Source organism: Variovorax sp. GW821-FHT09D04, assembly GCF_059416405.1.
The window spans coordinates 66729-81562 of record NZ_JBWKPA010000016.1; the positions used below are offsets into that span (position 1 = coordinate 66729).

A 14834-nucleotide genomic window follows, 5' to 3' on the forward strand; every position below is an offset into this window, starting at 1 on the left:
CCCCTTCGCGGCGCGCCGCCTTTCACCTTTCAGCCAGTCAACGGGGAAGTTTCATGGGCGATGGGTTTGCAGTGCTGGGCGAGCGCTCCGTGGCCGAGCACACCGAATGGGTACAGCGGCAGATCCGCGCCAGTCCCCAGAATGCCGGCCTGCGCCTTGCCCTGTGCCACTTCCTCGCGCTGCGCGGCGAATGGCAGCGGGCCGAAGACCAGCTCAAGCTCGCGACGAAGCTCGATCCCACGTTCACGCCGGCCAGCGTCACCTGCGCGATGGCCCTGCGGGGCGAGCGCGAGCGCAGCGACTTCTGGGCCGGCGGCGGACGCACGCCGGCCATCGTCTCGGGCAATGCCGACTGGGTCGAGCAACTGCTCGGCGCCGCCGTGTTGCCCGCCGAACGCGCCGCCGAAGCCGCCGCGCTGCGCGAGGCCGCACGCGACGCGGCGCCGGCGCTGCAAGGCACGCTGACCACCGTCGACCGCTCCGATGCGCGCGCCGTGCAGGCGCTCGACGGCGAGCCCGCGGCGCACAGCGACTTCGCCTGGCTGTGCGACGGCGACGCGCGCATCGGCGCCGTGCTCGAACTGTTCACGCCCTCGGGCTATGCGTGGCTGCCGCTGCCGGCGGTGCGCCGCATCAAGTTCTCGCGCCCGCAACACCTGGTCGACCTGCTGTGGGCGCCGGCCGAGATCGAGCTGCACGACGGGCGCGGCCTCAACGGCCTCGTGCCGGTGCGCTACCCGGGCGCGCTCGACAGCCTCGACGACGAGACCGCGCTGGGCCGCCGCACCGACTGGCAGCCGCTCGCGGGCGACGACCAGTTCGCGGGCATCGGCCAGCGCACGCTGATCAGCGAGGCCGGCGACCACTCGCTGCTCGACCTTCGGCGCATCGAGTTCGCCGCAGCGACGGAAGGCGCGGCTGCATGACCCCCGCCGTCACCACCGACATCGACGGCGACGCCCAGGAAAGCGTCGCGCGCGACCGCCTGCAACCCGTGCTGCTCGACCGCCTCACCGACAAGGCGCCGCAGAACGGCCAGGAGCGCGCGGGCGCCTTCCTCATGAGCGGCAAGCTGCTGCGCGACTCGGTGCTGCGCGACCTGCAGTGGCTGCTCAACACCACCAACTTCGGAGCCGACCACCGCATCAACGGCATGCCGCGCGCGCGCGGCTCGGTGGTGAACTACGGCGTGCGCGGCTGGGCCGGCGGGCGCATGTCGGAGGTCGACTTCGCCGACGTGGAGGCGGCCATCCGCGCGGCCATCATCGACTTCGAGCCGCGCATCATGAAGGACAGCATCGACGTGCGCTGTGTGACCGATGCGACCGACCTGGAGCACCACAACCTGCTCGCGCTGGAGATCCGCGGCACGCTGTGGTCGGTGCCGTACCCGATCGAATTCATCCTGCGTTCGGAGCTGGACCTTGAAAGCGGGCACATGGTGCTGCGGCCGACAGGAGGGCTGTGATGGACGCCAAGCTCCTCGACTACTACAACCGCGAACTCACCTACATGCACGAGCTCGGGGCCGAGTTCGCGCAGCGCTACCCCAAGATCGCGGGCCGCCTGGGCATGCGCGGCATCGAGGTCAGCGACCCGTACGTGGAGCGCCTGCTCGAAGGCTTCAGCTTTCTCACGGCGCGCATCCAACTCAAGATGGACGCGGAGTTTCCGCGCTTCTCGCAGCGCCTGCTCGAGGTGGTGTACCCCAACTTCCTCGCGCCGCTGCCCGCGATGGCCGTGGTGCAGATCGACGGCAACCTCAACGAGGGCTCGCTGAAGGCGGGCTACGAGCTGCCGCGCCACACGCTCTTGCGCGGCCGCATGATCAAGGGCGAGCAGACGGCCTGCGAGTTCCGCACGGGCCATGCCGTCACGCTGTGGCCCATCAAGATCGCGGAGGCCAGCCTGGGCCCGGTGCCGGCCGAGATCGCGCATGTGCTGCCGATGGCGGCGCGCCAGGCGAAGAGCGCGATCACCATCAAGCTCGAAGCCGTGGGCGGCGCGCGCTTTTCGGAGATGCCGCTGGATCGGCTCGAGTTCTTTCTCTCGGGCGCGGAGCTGCATGCGCTGCGCGTGCTCGAACTGGTGGCTCACCACAGCGTGGCCACCGTGTGCCGCGCCGGCCCCGGCAGCACGGCGCGCATCGTGCCGCTGGGCGACGAGGCGATCCGCCACGAGGGCTTCGACCCCGAGCAGTCGCTGCTGCCCTACGACGCGCGCTCGTTCCAGGGCTACCGCCTGCTGCACGAGTACTTCGCCTTTCCCGAGCGCTACCTGTTCTTCAGCGTGAAGCACCTGCGCGCGGCGGCCTCGGCCATCGGCGGCACCACGATGGAGATCGTGATCCTGCTCGACCGCGCCGACGCCGACCTGGAGCGGCTGGTCGACGCCAGGCACTTCTCGCTGTTCTGCACCCCCATCATCAACCTCGTGCCGCGCCGCAGCGACCGCATCCCGGTCGGGCCCGGCCAGCACGAGCACCACGCGGTGATCGACCGCACGCGCCCGCGCGACTTCGAGATCTTCACCGTCGAGCGCGTCACGGGCCACATGGCCAACGGCTCCGAAGAGCGCGAGTTCCGGCCCTTCCTCGGTTCGTTCGCGTCCGACGACGGCGACTTCGGCGCCTACTTCTCGCTGCGCCGCGAACCGCGCCTGGTGTCCGACCGCGCACGCGCACAGGGCACGCGCACCAGCTACACCGGCAGCGAGGTGTACGTGTCGCTGGTCGACCAGCACGACGCGCCGTTTCCGCACAGCCTGCGCCACATCACCATCGACGCGCTGTGCACCAACCGCGACCTGCCGCTGCTGCTGCCCACCGGGCTGGAGTCGGACTTCACCTTGCGCGTGTCGGCGCCGGTGCGCGGCGTGCGCATCCTGCGCGGCCCGTCGCGGCCGTACCCGGCGCTGGCCGAAGGCGCGCTCACCTGGCGCCTCATCAGCCACCTGGGCCTGAACTACCTGAGCCTGACCGACGTCGATGCCACGCAGGGCGCCGCCGCGCTGCGCGAGATGCTCGACCTGTACGGCAACCTCGCCGACCCGGCCGTGCGCCGCCAGATCCAGGGCGTGCGCTCGATGGCGCTGGCACCGGTGTTCCGCCGCCTGCCCGAGCCGGGTCCGATCGTGTTCGGGCGCGGCGTGGAGATCGCGCTGCAGATCGACGAGGTCGCGTTCTCGGGCGCGAGCCCGTACCTGTTCGGCGCCGTGCTGGAGCAGTTCTTCAGCCGGCACGTGTCGCTCAATGCCTTCACCGAGTTCGCGCTGTCCAGCCTGCAGCGCGGCGAAATCGCGCGCTGGACCCCGCGCGTGGGACGCCGCCCCACCGTATGAGCACGACCGGCCTCACCGACGACGCCATGCTGCAGGTGCTGCCGGCAGAGGCCGAGGTGCGCGATGAGGCGGCCGTCGATGCGCGCAGTCCGGCGCACGCGAAGGCGAAAGCCCCGCCGCGCCGCGGCGTGCCCGAGGCCGACCCCGCGCTGTGGGCCCGGCTCGTCGAGCAGCCCTTCGAGCACGACCTGTTCATGCTGCTGCGCCGGCTCGACGCGCAGGGCGACCATCCGCTGCTGGGCCGCGCGCCGCGCCCGCGCGACGAGCCGCTGCGGCTGGGGCAGGAGCCCTCGATGGCCTTCGCGCCGTCGAACGTGTCGGGCGTCGAGGTCGACGAAGACGGCGCGCCGCGCATCTCGATCTACGGCTTCGGCCTGTTCGGTCCCAACGGCCCACTGCCGCTGCACCTGACCGAGTACGCGCGCGAGCGCAAGCGCCACCACGCCGACAACACCCTCAGCGCGTTCGCCGACCTGTTCCATCACCGGCTGATCCTGCTGTTCTACCGCGCCTGGGCCGACGCGCAGTCGGTCAACAGCCTGGACCGCCCCGACGGCCACCGCTTCGTCGACTACGTGGCCAGCCTCATGAACATGGGGCAGCCCGGCCTGAAGGCGCGCGACCGCATCGCCGACCACGCGCGCACGCACATGGCAGGGCACCTGGTGCGCCAGACGCGCAACCCCGAAGGGCTGATTCAAATTCTTCGCCTGTACTTCGACGTGCCCGTGCGCGTGGTCGAGTTCGTGAGCGACTGGGTGCACATCGACGAGCGCCAGGTCAGCCGCATCGGCCTGCTCGGGCGCAACCACCGGCTGGGCAGCGGCGCCACCATCGGCCTGGCGGTGCGCGACGCGCAGGGCAAGTTCAGGCTCGAACTCGGCCCGTTGTCGCAGCAGCAGTTCCGCGAGTTCCTGCCGGGCAGCCCACGGCTGCAGCAGGTGGTCGACTGGGTGCGCCAGTACGTCGGCATCGAATTCGCCTGGGAGCTGCGGCTGGTGCTCAGCAAGCCCGAGGCGCGCGGCATGCGGCTGAGCAGCGACCAGCGCCTGGGCTGGGGCAGCTGGCTCGGCACCCGCCTGTCCGACACCGACGCCGGCGACATGGTGTTCCAGCCCGAGGCGCTCTTTTCCCGCAACGCACCGGCTTCCTCATGACCGACATCCGCCGCGTCTCTCTGTTCTCGAAACTGAATCCGATGCTCTACAAGGCATTGGAGACCGCCACTGCCTTCGCCAAGCTGCGCGGCAATGCCTACGTGGAGCTCGTGCACTGGCTGCACCAGATCCTGCAGCTGCAGGACAGCGACCTGCTGCGCATCATCAAGCGCGCGGGGCTCAACCTCGATGCGGTCGAGCAGGACCTCGTGCGCGCGCTCGACCGGCTGCCGCACGGCGCCACGTCGATCAGCGACATCTCCGAGCACGTCGACCACGCCGTCGAACGCGCGTGGGTGTACGCGAGCCTTCGCTTCGAGGCCACGTCGATCCGCGGCGCCTACCTGCTCGCGGGCATCGTGAAAACGCCGGGCCTGCGCCAGGTGCTCTCGGGCATCTCGCGCGAGTTCGACAAGCTCGTGCCCGACGTGCTGGTCGCGCAGCTTGCCGCGTGGACCGAAGGCTCGCCGGAAGACGACTACGACGCCGCGTCGGAGGCGGGCGGTGGCGCACCGGTGGCGCAGCATCAAGGCGATGCCCCCGCCGCCGGCGGTTCGGCCCTGGCCAAGTACGCGAGCGACCTCACGGCCAAGGCGCGCGCCGGCGAGCTCGACCCCGTGTACGGCCGCGACGACGAGATCCGCCAGATCGTCGACATCCTCATGCGCCGTCGCCAGAACAACCCGCTGCTCACCGGTGAGGCCGGCGTCGGCAAGACGGCCGTGGTCGAAGGCCTGGCCTCGCGCCTGGCTGCAGGCGACGTGCCGCCTTCGCTGAAGGACGTGTCGCTGTGGGTGCTCGACCCCACGCTGCTGCAGGCCGGCGCGGGCGTGAAGGGCGAGTTCGAACAGCGCTTGCGGCAGGTGATCGACGAGGTCGAGAAAAGCCCCAAGCCCATCGTGCTGTTCGTCGACGAGGTGCACACGCTGGTCGGCGCGGGCGGCACCGCCGGCACCGGCGACGCGGCCAACCTGCTCAAGCCCGCGCTCGCACGCGGGCGGCTGCGCACCATCGGCGCCACGACGTGGTCGGAGTACAAGAAGTACATCGAGAAAGACCCGGCGCTCACGCGGCGCTTCCAGACCATCCAGGTGCACGAGCCCACAGAGCCCAAGGCCGTGGTCATGCTGCGCGGCATCTCGGCCGAGCTGGAGAAGCACCACGGCGTGCTCATCCTCGACGCCGCGCTCGAAGCGGCCGTGAGCCTGTCGCACCGCTACATTCCCGCGCGGCAGTTGCCCGACAAGGCCGTGAGCCTGCTCGACACCGCGTGTGCGCGCGTGGCGCTGAGCCAGCACGCGTTGCCTGCGGCGCTCGAAGATTTGAAACGGCGCATCGAGGTGCTGGGCATCGAGTCGGGCATCGCGGGGCGCGAGGCGGCGATCGGGGTCGGCGAGCACCAGCGCGTGGAAGACATCGCGGCCCAGGTGGCGGCGGCGCAGGCTGAACTCGAACTGCTGGAACAGCGTCGCGTGGAAGAGGCCGCGCTGGTCGAGCGCATCGTCGCGCTGCGCAAGCTGCTGTCGCCTGCGGCGGTACCGGTGCAGGCTGAAGTTGAAGAAGACAACAACGAAGAAGAAGCGCCTGCTGAGCCCGAGCGAACGCCCGAAGCCATCCGCGCCGAACTCGACGAAGCACAAGACCAGCTCGTGAAGCTGCAAGGCGAGACACCGCTCATCCTCGCGGCCGTCGATGCGCAGGCCGTCGCCACCGTGGTCGCCGACTGGACCGGCATCCCCATCGGCCGCATGGTGCGCGACGACGCGCAGTCGGTGCTGCGCCTGGGCGAGATTTTGTCGGCCCGCGTGGTCGCGCAGCCCGATGCGCTGGAGACCATCTCGCGGCGCATCCGCACCGCGCGTGCGCGGCTGGACAACCCCAACAAGCCCGTCGGCGTGTTCCTGCTGTGCGGCCCCTCGGGCGTGGGCAAGACCGAGACCGCGCTCGCGCTGTCGGAGGCGCTGTACGGCGGCGAGCAGAACCTCGTCACCATCAACATGAGCGAGTTCCAGGAGTCGCACACCGTCTCCACGCTCAAGGGCGCACCGCCCGGCTACGTGGGCTACGGCGAAGGCGGCGTGCTCACCGAGGCCGTGCGCCGCCGGCCCTACAGCGTGGTGCTGCTCGACGAGATCGAGAAGGCCCACCCCGACGTGCACGAGATCTTCTTCCAGGTCTTCGACAAGGGCTGGATGGAAGACGGCGAAGGCCGCCACATCGACTTTCGCAACACCGTGATCATCATGACGTCGAACGTCGGCACCGACCTCGTCATGCAGCTGTGCGAAGACCCGACCTTGCGCCCCGACCCCGAGCCGCTGGCGGCCGCGCTGCGCGAGCCGCTGCTGAAAGTGTTTGCGCCCGCGCTGCTTGGGCGCCTGGTCGTCGTGCCTTACTACCCGCTGCAGGCCGATGCGCTGCACCGGATCATTCGCCTGCAGCTGGACCGCATCGCGGCGCGCCTGCAGGCCAACCACGGCATTGCATTGGCTTACAACGACAGCGCCGTCGCGCTTGTCGCACGCCGCTGCACGGCCATAGAGTCGGGTGGCCGGATGATCGACGCGATCCTCACACACACCATCCTGCCCCGACTGAGCGAAGAAGTCATCGGCGCCACCGTCAGTGCGCGCAAGCTCGCCGGCGTTCAGCTGGGCGCAGCGGGCGACGACTTCCAGTACGAGTTTTCAGAACGCCCCGCGTAGACACCAGGGAGAGCCGCATGGACAGAGTCGTCAAAGCCCACACCCCGCTTGGAGAAGAACAGCTGCTGTTCCGCTCGATGCACGGCAGCGAAGGGCTGTCGCAGCTGTTCGAGTTCGAGGTCGACCTGCTGAGCCCGAACACCTCGGTCGACATGAAAGGCCTGCTCGGCAAGCCGCTCGCGCTCGAGATACAAACGCAGAGCGGCACGCCGCGCTACCTCAACGGCCAGATCACGCGCTTCACCATGATCGGGCGCGAGGGCGGCTCCTCGCGCTACACCGTGTACCGCGCCTCGGTGCGGCCGTGGCTCTGGTACCTCACGCGCACCAGCGACTGCAAGATCTTCCAGAACAAGTCGGTGGTCGAGATTCTTGAAGACGTGCTGGGCGAGTACGGCTTCGCCTTCGAGAAGAAGCTCAGCGCCTCGTACCGCCAGTGGGAGTACTGCGTGCAGTACCAGGAGACCGACTTCGCCTTCGTGAGCCGGCTCATGGAGCACGAGGGCATCTACTACTACTTCAAGCACGACAGGAACCAGCACACGCTGGTGCTGGCCGACGACATGAGCGCGCACGAGACGCTGCCCGGCTACCCGAAGATCGGCTACCTCGCGAGCGACCGCGCCACCGACCCCGGCCGCGAAGTGATCGACCAGTGGGAGGTCACCGAAGAGATCCGCCCCGGCACCTACGTGGTCGACGACTTCGACTTCAAGAAGCCCAGGGCCGACCTGCTCAACACGCGCAGCCAGCCGCGCGGCAACGACCACGGCCGCTACGAGATGTACGAGTGGATGGGCGGCTACAGCGACGCGGGGCAGGGCGAGCACTACGCGCGCATCCGCCTGGAGGAAGCGCAGGCCCAGGCCGAGGTCGACACCGGCCACACCAACGTGCGCGGCATGGCGCCCGGCTACCGCTTCACCATGCAGAACGCACCGCGCAACGAGGACAACCGCGAGTACCTCGTCGTCTCGGTGATGTACAGCCTGCGCGAAGGCGGCTACGCCAGCGGCGGCATGCCGGGCGAGTACAGCTTTCACTTCGGCGTGCAGCCCACCTCGTTCCCGTTCCGCGCACGCCGCATCACGCGCGTGCCGAGCACCCAGGGCCCGCAGACCGCCACCGTGGTCGGCCCGCCCGGCGAAGACATCTGGATCGACAAGTACGGCCGCGTGAAAGTGCAGTTCCGCTGGGACCGCTACGGCCAGCGCAACGAAGACAGCTCGTGCTGGGTGCGCGTGTCGAGTGCCTGGGCCGGCTCCAACTTCGGCGCGGTGAACCATCCGCGCGTGGGGCAGGAGGTGATCGTCGACTTCATCGCCGGTTGCCCCGACCGGCCGATCATCATCGGGCGCGTCTACAACGCCGACCAGATGCCGCCGCTGGAGCTTCCCGCCAAGGCGACGGTCAGCGGGTTCATCAGCCGCACGATCAAGGGCGATGGCGAGCTGGCCAACCACTTCATCATCGACGACGACCCGGGGTGCGAGTCGATCAAGATCCATGCGCAGAAGGATCTGACGATCGAGGTGGAGAACAACGAGACGCACACGGTGGAGGGCGAGCGCACCACCTTCATCGACGGGGCCGACAAGTACACGGGCGACACTTCGCTGGACGAAACCATCAACGGCCCGCACACCCTGACGGTGAACAAGGGCGGGCCGCAGAAGATCACCGTCAACGGGGGTGACCAGTTCATCAAGGTGGATGGCGGCAACCAGCAGGTCGATGTCATCGGCAACCAGACCATCCACGTGACCGGCAAGCGGCACGACACGGTGGACACGGGCGAAGACCGGTTCATCAAACCCCACCTGAACGAAACGGTCACCGGGACGAAGGACCTCACGGTCACCGAAACGCACACCGAGACCGTGGGCCGCAAGATTCTCAAGACCACCAAAGGCCGGTGGGAGGTGGACGTCGCCATGTTCGCGACCCTGAAGACGGGCGGCTTCTACAAGGCGAACATCAAGGGCAACTACACCGTGGAAACCGAAGGCGGGGACATCACCTTCAGGGCGCCGGGGAAGAACTGGCTGGTCGAAGCCGACAAGATCACCCACAGCTCCAACCAGAACGAGGTGAGGTACAAGAAAGGCGTGAACACGGAGGCTGGCGAATACGTCACGACCCACGCCAAGGACCTGATCAAGTCCTCGTCCGACACCAAGGTGCATTCGAAGGCGCCGGAGATTCGGACGGAAGCGACGACCGTGCTGGACATCACCGCGCCTTTCAACATCTCGTCGACCTATGTCCTCGCCTTCAACTACGCCACGGCGCTGGTGGACATCAAGGTCGCCAAGCTCAACATGTCGGGTGTCAACATCGCGCTCGACGTGCTTGCCTTCGGCGGGGCCGTCTGGCGCAACGAGACCTCCTCGCTGTACACGTACTGGTGATGACGGCCCGTCGGATCACGCTGCTGGTGTGCGTCGCGTCGATCGCGGTGCTGCTGCTGGTCGGCCTGATCTTTCCACGCATCGCCGGGACGTCCACGGCGGCGAATCTCACGCTCGGGGCCGTGGTCGGCGGCGGGATCGTGCTGACGATACTGCTGTGCGTGGGCGTGCACTTCTGGGTGTCCCGCAAGCCCGAACCCCATGACACGCGGCCGGCGCGCATCGTCGAAGCCAGCTCGGACAACACGATGGTGCTGAACCAGTACGTCATCCGGCTTGTCGTCGAGTTCGACGGGCCGGGTGGCGAGCGACGCCGCGCACAGGTGGAGCAGGCCGTCGACATGATCGACATGGCGGGCTACGCGCGCGGCCGCGAAGTGCTGCTGCACCGCGGCAGCCGTGGCGGCAAGGAAGTCGCCTGGGTGAGCCAATCCGATCCGCGCATCGACGAAGGAGCCGCCTCTTGAGGACCGTGAAGCCGATCCACCTGAGCATGCTCACGCATCCGTACCGCTGGCAGCGCAGCGACCACCTCGGGGTCGCGGTGATGGCCATGAGCACCCTGGGCGACAACCCGCATCTGGTGCTGGAGCAGGAGCTGTGGAAAAGCACGGCCGAACTCATCGGCCCCGGCGCGGTGCTGGACCTGGGCGTGCCCAAGCTGGTGCCCGAGGTGCTGGTCAGCGGCTACGCCTACACGAGCCACCAGCAGGACAAGACCAGTTGCGCGGTGAAGCTGCAGATCGCCGGGCTGCAGAAAACCCTCACGGTCCACGGCGACCGCTACTGGCTCGACCGCCGGGCCACGGCGCCGCAGCCTTTCGAGAAGATGCCGCTCGATTGGCGGCATGCCTACGGCGGCCCTGGCGTGCCGGAAAACCCGCTGGGCATGGGGACGGTCGAGGAGCTCGTCAACGGCGTGCGCGCCACGCGGCTCGCGCACATCGAGACGCCGGGCCGGCAGCCCACGTCGCCGAAGCAGGCCGTGCCGCCTGCCGGCTTCGGCGCGATCCCGCCCGACTGGCCGCAGCGCGCGTCGCTGATGGGCACGCAGTACGGCCAGGGATGGCTGGAGAACGACTACCCGGGTCTCGCCAAGGACGCCGACTGGCGCCACTTCAATGCGGCACCGGCCGATCAGCGCTGGGAAGGCCTGCAGGAAGTGCCCACCGGCGCGGCCTACGAACTCTGGAACATGCATCCGGACATTCCGGTGCTGCGCGGGCAGCTGCCGCGCTGGCAGGCCCGCTGCTTCGTGCAGCACACGCCCAGCGGCCCCGCGCTGCGCGAGGTGCCGCTGCGCCTGAGCACGGTCTGGTTCTTTCCGCACCTTGAACGGATGGTGCTGATCTGGCACGGCGTGTTCCCGGTCACGCAGGACGACGCGGCCGACGTGCCGCTGGGCATGGCGGCGCTGGAGCGCATGGACGACACGCCGCGCACCCTGGCGCACTACGAGTCGGTGCTCAAGCTGCGCTCGGAACCCGAACGCGGCGGCCTGCACGCGATGCGCGACAAGGACCTGGCGCCCCCGGAGGTGCTGAGCGACTGGGCCGATACCTTTCCGGCATCGGTCAACGAACCGCTCGTGCGCAACCTGCGCGCGGGGCAGCTGCGCGATCACGAGCGGCGGCGCGAAGAGCTGCGCGCACGCGGCCTGGACCCGGAAGTGCACCTGCCCGCGCTGACCCCGCCGGCCCCCCCGCCGCACGTCGATGACCTGGTCGAGCACCTGGAGCGGATGGAGGCGCAGGGCCGCGACGCCAAGGCAAAGATGGAGGCGTTCGCCAGGCAGGCGGACGCCTCCGGTGTGTTCGCCCTCGATGCGCTGGGCGCAGGGCCGTCCCTGGCAGAGGAAGATGACGGCGACGGGAAGGACGATGCGCTGGTGCTGCCCGTGCCGCCGCCTTCCGACACCGCGTCGGCGTTGCGGCAGCAGGCCGGTCTTTATTCGGCCCACCTGTCGGGTCCCCGGCCACCGGCGCCCTCGTTCCGTTCCGCCAAGTGGCGCCGGCGGCTCGAAGCCGTGGACCCGGCGCAGCGCGACTTCTCGCGCCTCAACCTCACCGGCGTCGACCTGTCCGGCATGGACCTGCGCGGCGCACGCTTCGTGGAGGCCGTGCTGCAGGACACGAACCTGCGCGGCGCGCAGCTCGACGACTGCGATTTCTCGCAGGCCGTGCTGGTGCGGGCCGACCTGAGCCAGGCCTCGATGGCGCGGGCGAAGCTCGTCAAGACCAACCTGGGCAGTGCCCGCTGCGAGCAGACCGTCTTCGACGGGGCCGAGCTGCGGGAGGCCAGTTGCGACAAGACGCATTTCGACGGTTGCCGCATGGTGGGCATGCGCTTCGAGCTGACGCAACTGGGCGAAGCGACGCTGCAGCGCTGCGACCTCAGCCGCTCGCACTGGCAGCAGATGGTCGTGCTGCGCCTGAAGCTGGAAGACCTGCGCTTCGACGGTGCGAGCTTCGACCAGGTGACCTGGGTCGAATGCCGCCTGCAGAACGTGTCTTTCGTGGGTGCGCGCCTGGAGCGCTGCGGCTTCGTCACCGCCGACTGTTCGAACGGCGTCGATTTCTCGAGTGCGCACCTCGAAGGCAGCGGCTTCGCGCACGGCTGCACGCTGGCGCAGGCCCGTTTCAACTCGGCCCTTCTCAAGGAGTGCGGCCTGCGGACCACGCCGATGCGGCAGGCCGACCTGAGCGATGCGCGCATCGACAACAGCGACCTGTCGGAATGCGACCTGAGCCATGCGCGGCTGGACCGCATGGTGGGTGGCGACAGCCTGTTCATCCGGACCAATTTTTCCGGTGCGTCGCTGCGCGAGGCCAACCTGATCGACGCGAACCTTGCCAAGGCCGACCTGCGCGGCGCCGACCTGACGCGCGCCAACCTGTTCCGAGCCGACGTGTCCCAGGTGCTGTTCGACCCCGCGACGCGCATGGATGGCACCTACACCAAGCATGCCAAGGTATGGCCGGCGCGTCGACCCGAGGCGCCGACCGCATGACCCGCGATGAACTGCTCGACCACATCCGCCATGGCGTCCAGGTCCGCACCGCCGACTGCCGGGGGTGGGACATGAGCGGGCTGGACCTGTCCGGCGCGATGCTCGACCACGTCGACTTCAGCGGTGCCCGCTTCACCGGTGCCAACCTGGAGGGCAGCGTGCTGACGCACTGCCGCCTGGACGGCGGGGACCTGTCGCGCAGCACGCTCGACAACGTGCAGTTCTTCAGCTGCCGGCTGCCGCAGGCGACGCTGGACGGTGCGCGGTGCGAAGGCACCCGTTTCTCGGAATCGGTGCTGCCGCAGACGAGTTTCCTGGACGCCCATGTCGACAACGCGCTGTTTTTTCGCTGCGAGCTGACGCAAAGCCGCCTGCGGTCGGACCACTTCAAGCAGGTTTCCTTCACGGAGTGCCGCCTGGAGGGGATCGATTTCTCGGGTTCCACGCTGCACTCGGTCACCTTCCATCGCCAGGACCTGACCACCGCGGTCTTCGCGGGCGCGAGCTTCGACACCACGCTGTTCATCGAGTGCGACCTGACGAAGCAGCGCTTTCCCGCGCAACGGTTCTTGCGCTGCGTGTTCACCGACAGCCGGATGGACCACGTCGATTTCGGCAACGCCGCCCTGGTGCAGTGCATCTTCAAGGGCGCCTCGCTGCGCCAGGCCAACTTCGCGCAGGCGGATGCGCCCAACGCGCTGTTTCCGGCCGCCGACCTGCGCGGCGCCACCCTGCAGCGCGGACGCTTCGATCGCGCCATCTGGGTGGAAGCCTTGCTTGAAGGCGCGGACCTCAGCGAGGCCCACATCCACGAGAGCGTGTTCCATCGGGCGCGCTGCAAGGGCGCCAGCTTTCGGGGGGCAAGCCTGCACGACGCCGATTTTTCCTACACCGAGCTCGTCGATGCCGACCTGCGCGACGCGCAGTTCCTGCGCACGCGCGTGCATCGCACGATGGAGGACGGTGCGCGGTTTTCGAGGCGCAAGGGCCTCATCGAGAGCGATCCCGAGCTGCACAAGGCGCAGACGTGGTCCAAGGTTCAGTGACGGCGAATGCAGCAGCCCGCCACATCGCAGGTCTTACAGCACATCAGACAAGGAGATTCACCATGACAGTCGTTCCACTGCGCACACCGGTCGAAGTGTCCGGGCCGGTCCAGCACCTGGGCCAGCTGGTGTCCGTCGATGCCGACGGGCTGTTCGAGGTGCACACCGAAGACGGCGCCACCTGGCACTGCCGCCGCGCCGCCAGCTGCCTGCTGCAGCCGCAGCCGGGCGACACCGTGCTGCTGTCGGGGCCGGACTTCCGGCGCGTCTACCTCCTGGCCGTCATCGAGCAGGCCGACGCGTCGGTGAGCCGCATCGAGGCGCCCGGCGATCTGCGCCTGGCGGCGCCCGCGGGGGCGATCTCGATCGAAAGCGCCGCGGACCTGCGCCTTCGCAGCGCGGCGACGCTGCAGATGCAGGGCGCGCAATGGGCGCTCGACGCGCAACAGGCGCAGTGCGACGTGCGCGAGATGCGCTACACCGGGCAGGCGCTCGATGCCACGGTCGGCCGGCTGCGCCTGGTCGGCCAGGTGTTCGAGTCGGTGGCCGAGCGCGTGATGCAGATCGCGCGCAACGCACTGCGCTTCGTCGACGGCGTCGAGCAGGTGCGCGTCGGCCACCTCGACCTGCGCGCGCAGGAGACCGCCATCGTCCACGGCAAGCACGTGGTGATCACCGGCAAGGAACTGATGAAGGTCGACGCCGGGCAGATCCACATGGGCTGAAACAGACGCATCCCACCCCACAACAAACCCAAGGAGAAACACGATGTTGGCGACACACCAATGGATGGGCGGCGCACTGGCGTTCCCGGACGTCTGCAAGATGCCGTTCCCGTTCCCGTTCTTCAACCTCGGCCTGCGGCCGATGACCATTCCGGCGTGCTGGCACATCCTGCTGTACGGCGGTCCGATGCACAACCTCTTCGCCAAGACGCCCATCACACTGCTCGACCAGCCGGGGGTGCTGGGCGGCATCATCTCGCAGGTGTTCATGCAGATGCAGCGGCACATCACGGGCTCGTTCACCCTGCTGCTGCGCGGCGGGCCGGCCACGCGGCTGACCAGCCTGGCGGTTCAGAACCGCATGAACATCATCGGCTTCGAGTGCATCCCCGGCCTGCACTTCAAGTTCTTCAACTTCAAGTTCTGAAGCGCTTCGGTCGC

At 68.7% G+C, this 14834-nt stretch carries 11 protein-coding genes; all 11 read left to right on the plus strand.

The features are described 5' to 3' along the window. The first annotated feature begins 53 nt into the window (after positions 1–53). The 11 genes from AC07O4_RS30150 (at position 54) to AC07O4_RS30200 (ending at position 14820) form a co-directional block, all read left to right on the plus strand. A complete protein-coding gene (locus AC07O4_RS30150; protein WP_495306437.1) occupies positions 54–926 on the plus strand; it encodes a type VI secretion system accessory protein TagJ in 873 nt (290 codons plus the stop codon). Then, a complete protein-coding gene (tssE, locus tag AC07O4_RS30155; protein ID WP_062473960.1) occupies positions 923–1468 on the plus strand; it encodes a type VI secretion system baseplate subunit TssE in 546 nt (181 codons plus the stop codon). The genes AC07O4_RS30150 and tssE overlap by 4 nt, the downstream gene beginning before the upstream one ends. Continuing rightward, the gene (tssF, locus tag AC07O4_RS30160; RefSeq protein WP_495306438.1) at positions 1468–3339 is read left to right on the plus strand and encodes a type VI secretion system baseplate subunit TssF; all 1872 of its coding nucleotides are present in this window, start codon (positions 1468–1470) and stop codon (positions 3337–3339) included. Before tssE ends, tssF begins: the two co-directional genes overlap by 1 nt. Then, entirely contained in the window at positions 3336–4496 is a 1161-nt protein-coding gene (tssG, locus tag AC07O4_RS30165; RefSeq protein ID WP_495306439.1) for a type VI secretion system baseplate subunit TssG, read from the plus strand. Before tssF ends, tssG begins: the two co-directional genes overlap by 4 nt. Then, complete coding sequence (gene tssH, locus AC07O4_RS30170) at positions 4493–7201, plus strand: type VI secretion system ATPase TssH (protein ID WP_495306440.1); 2709 nt, start codon at positions 4493–4495, stop codon at positions 7199–7201. The genes tssG and tssH overlap by 4 nt, the downstream gene beginning before the upstream one ends. A gap of 17 nt (positions 7202–7218) precedes the next feature. Beyond that, positions 7219–9612, plus strand: a complete 2394-nt coding sequence (locus AC07O4_RS30175) for a type VI secretion system Vgr family protein (RefSeq protein WP_495306441.1) — start codon at positions 7219–7221, stop codon at positions 9610–9612. Next, the gene (locus tag AC07O4_RS30180; protein WP_095743171.1) at positions 9612–10079 is read left to right on the plus strand and encodes a hypothetical protein; all 468 of its coding nucleotides are present in this window, start codon (positions 9612–9614) and stop codon (positions 10077–10079) included. The genes AC07O4_RS30175 and AC07O4_RS30180 overlap by 1 nt, the downstream gene beginning before the upstream one ends. Before the next feature lie 5 nt (positions 10080–10084). Continuing rightward, positions 10085–12622: a DUF2169 family type VI secretion system accessory protein gene (locus AC07O4_RS30185; RefSeq protein WP_495306452.1), complete on the plus strand. Its 2538-nt coding sequence runs from the start codon at positions 10085–10087 to the stop codon at positions 12620–12622. Further along, entirely contained in the window at positions 12619–13668 is a 1050-nt protein-coding gene (locus AC07O4_RS30190) for a pentapeptide repeat-containing protein (RefSeq protein ID WP_495306442.1), read from the plus strand. Before AC07O4_RS30185 ends, AC07O4_RS30190 begins: the two co-directional genes overlap by 4 nt. A gap of 62 nt (positions 13669–13730) precedes the next feature. Beyond that, entirely contained in the window at positions 13731–14393 is a 663-nt protein-coding gene (locus AC07O4_RS30195) for a DUF3540 domain-containing protein (protein ID WP_495306443.1), read from the plus strand. 43 nt (positions 14394–14436) lie between these two features. Then, the gene (locus AC07O4_RS30200) at positions 14437–14820 is read left to right on the plus strand and encodes a DUF4150 domain-containing protein (protein ID WP_095743173.1); all 384 of its coding nucleotides are present in this window, start codon (positions 14437–14439) and stop codon (positions 14818–14820) included. Positions 14821–14834: the final 14 nt, after the last annotated feature.

What these genes read in the sequence shown, in the direction of transcription:
- AC07O4_RS30150 (WP_495306437.1), top strand. Translation starts at nt 54, where the DNA reads ATGGGCGATGGGTTTGCAGTGCTGGGCGAGCGCTCCGTGGCCGAGCAC.
- tssE (WP_062473960.1), top strand. Translation starts at nt 923, where the DNA reads ATGACCCCCGCCGTCACCACCGACATCGACGGCGACGCCCAGGAAAGC.
- tssF (WP_495306438.1), top strand. Translation starts at nt 1,468, where the DNA reads ATGGACGCCAAGCTCCTCGACTACTACAACCGCGAACTCACCTACATG.
- tssG (WP_495306439.1), top strand. Translation starts at nt 3,336, where the DNA reads ATGAGCACGACCGGCCTCACCGACGACGCCATGCTGCAGGTGCTGCCG.
- tssH (WP_495306440.1), top strand. Translation starts at nt 4,493, where the DNA reads ATGACCGACATCCGCCGCGTCTCTCTGTTCTCGAAACTGAATCCGATG.
- AC07O4_RS30175 (WP_495306441.1), top strand. Translation starts at nt 7,219, where the DNA reads ATGGACAGAGTCGTCAAAGCCCACACCCCGCTTGGAGAAGAACAGCTG.
- AC07O4_RS30180 (WP_095743171.1), top strand. Translation starts at nt 9,612, where the DNA reads ATGACGGCCCGTCGGATCACGCTGCTGGTGTGCGTCGCGTCGATCGCG.
- AC07O4_RS30190 (WP_495306442.1), top strand. Translation starts at nt 12,619, where the DNA reads ATGACCCGCGATGAACTGCTCGACCACATCCGCCATGGCGTCCAGGTC.
- AC07O4_RS30195 (WP_495306443.1), top strand. Translation starts at nt 13,731, where the DNA reads ATGACAGTCGTTCCACTGCGCACACCGGTCGAAGTGTCCGGGCCGGTC.
- AC07O4_RS30200 (WP_095743173.1), top strand. Translation starts at nt 14,437, where the DNA reads ATGTTGGCGACACACCAATGGATGGGCGGCGCACTGGCGTTCCCGGAC.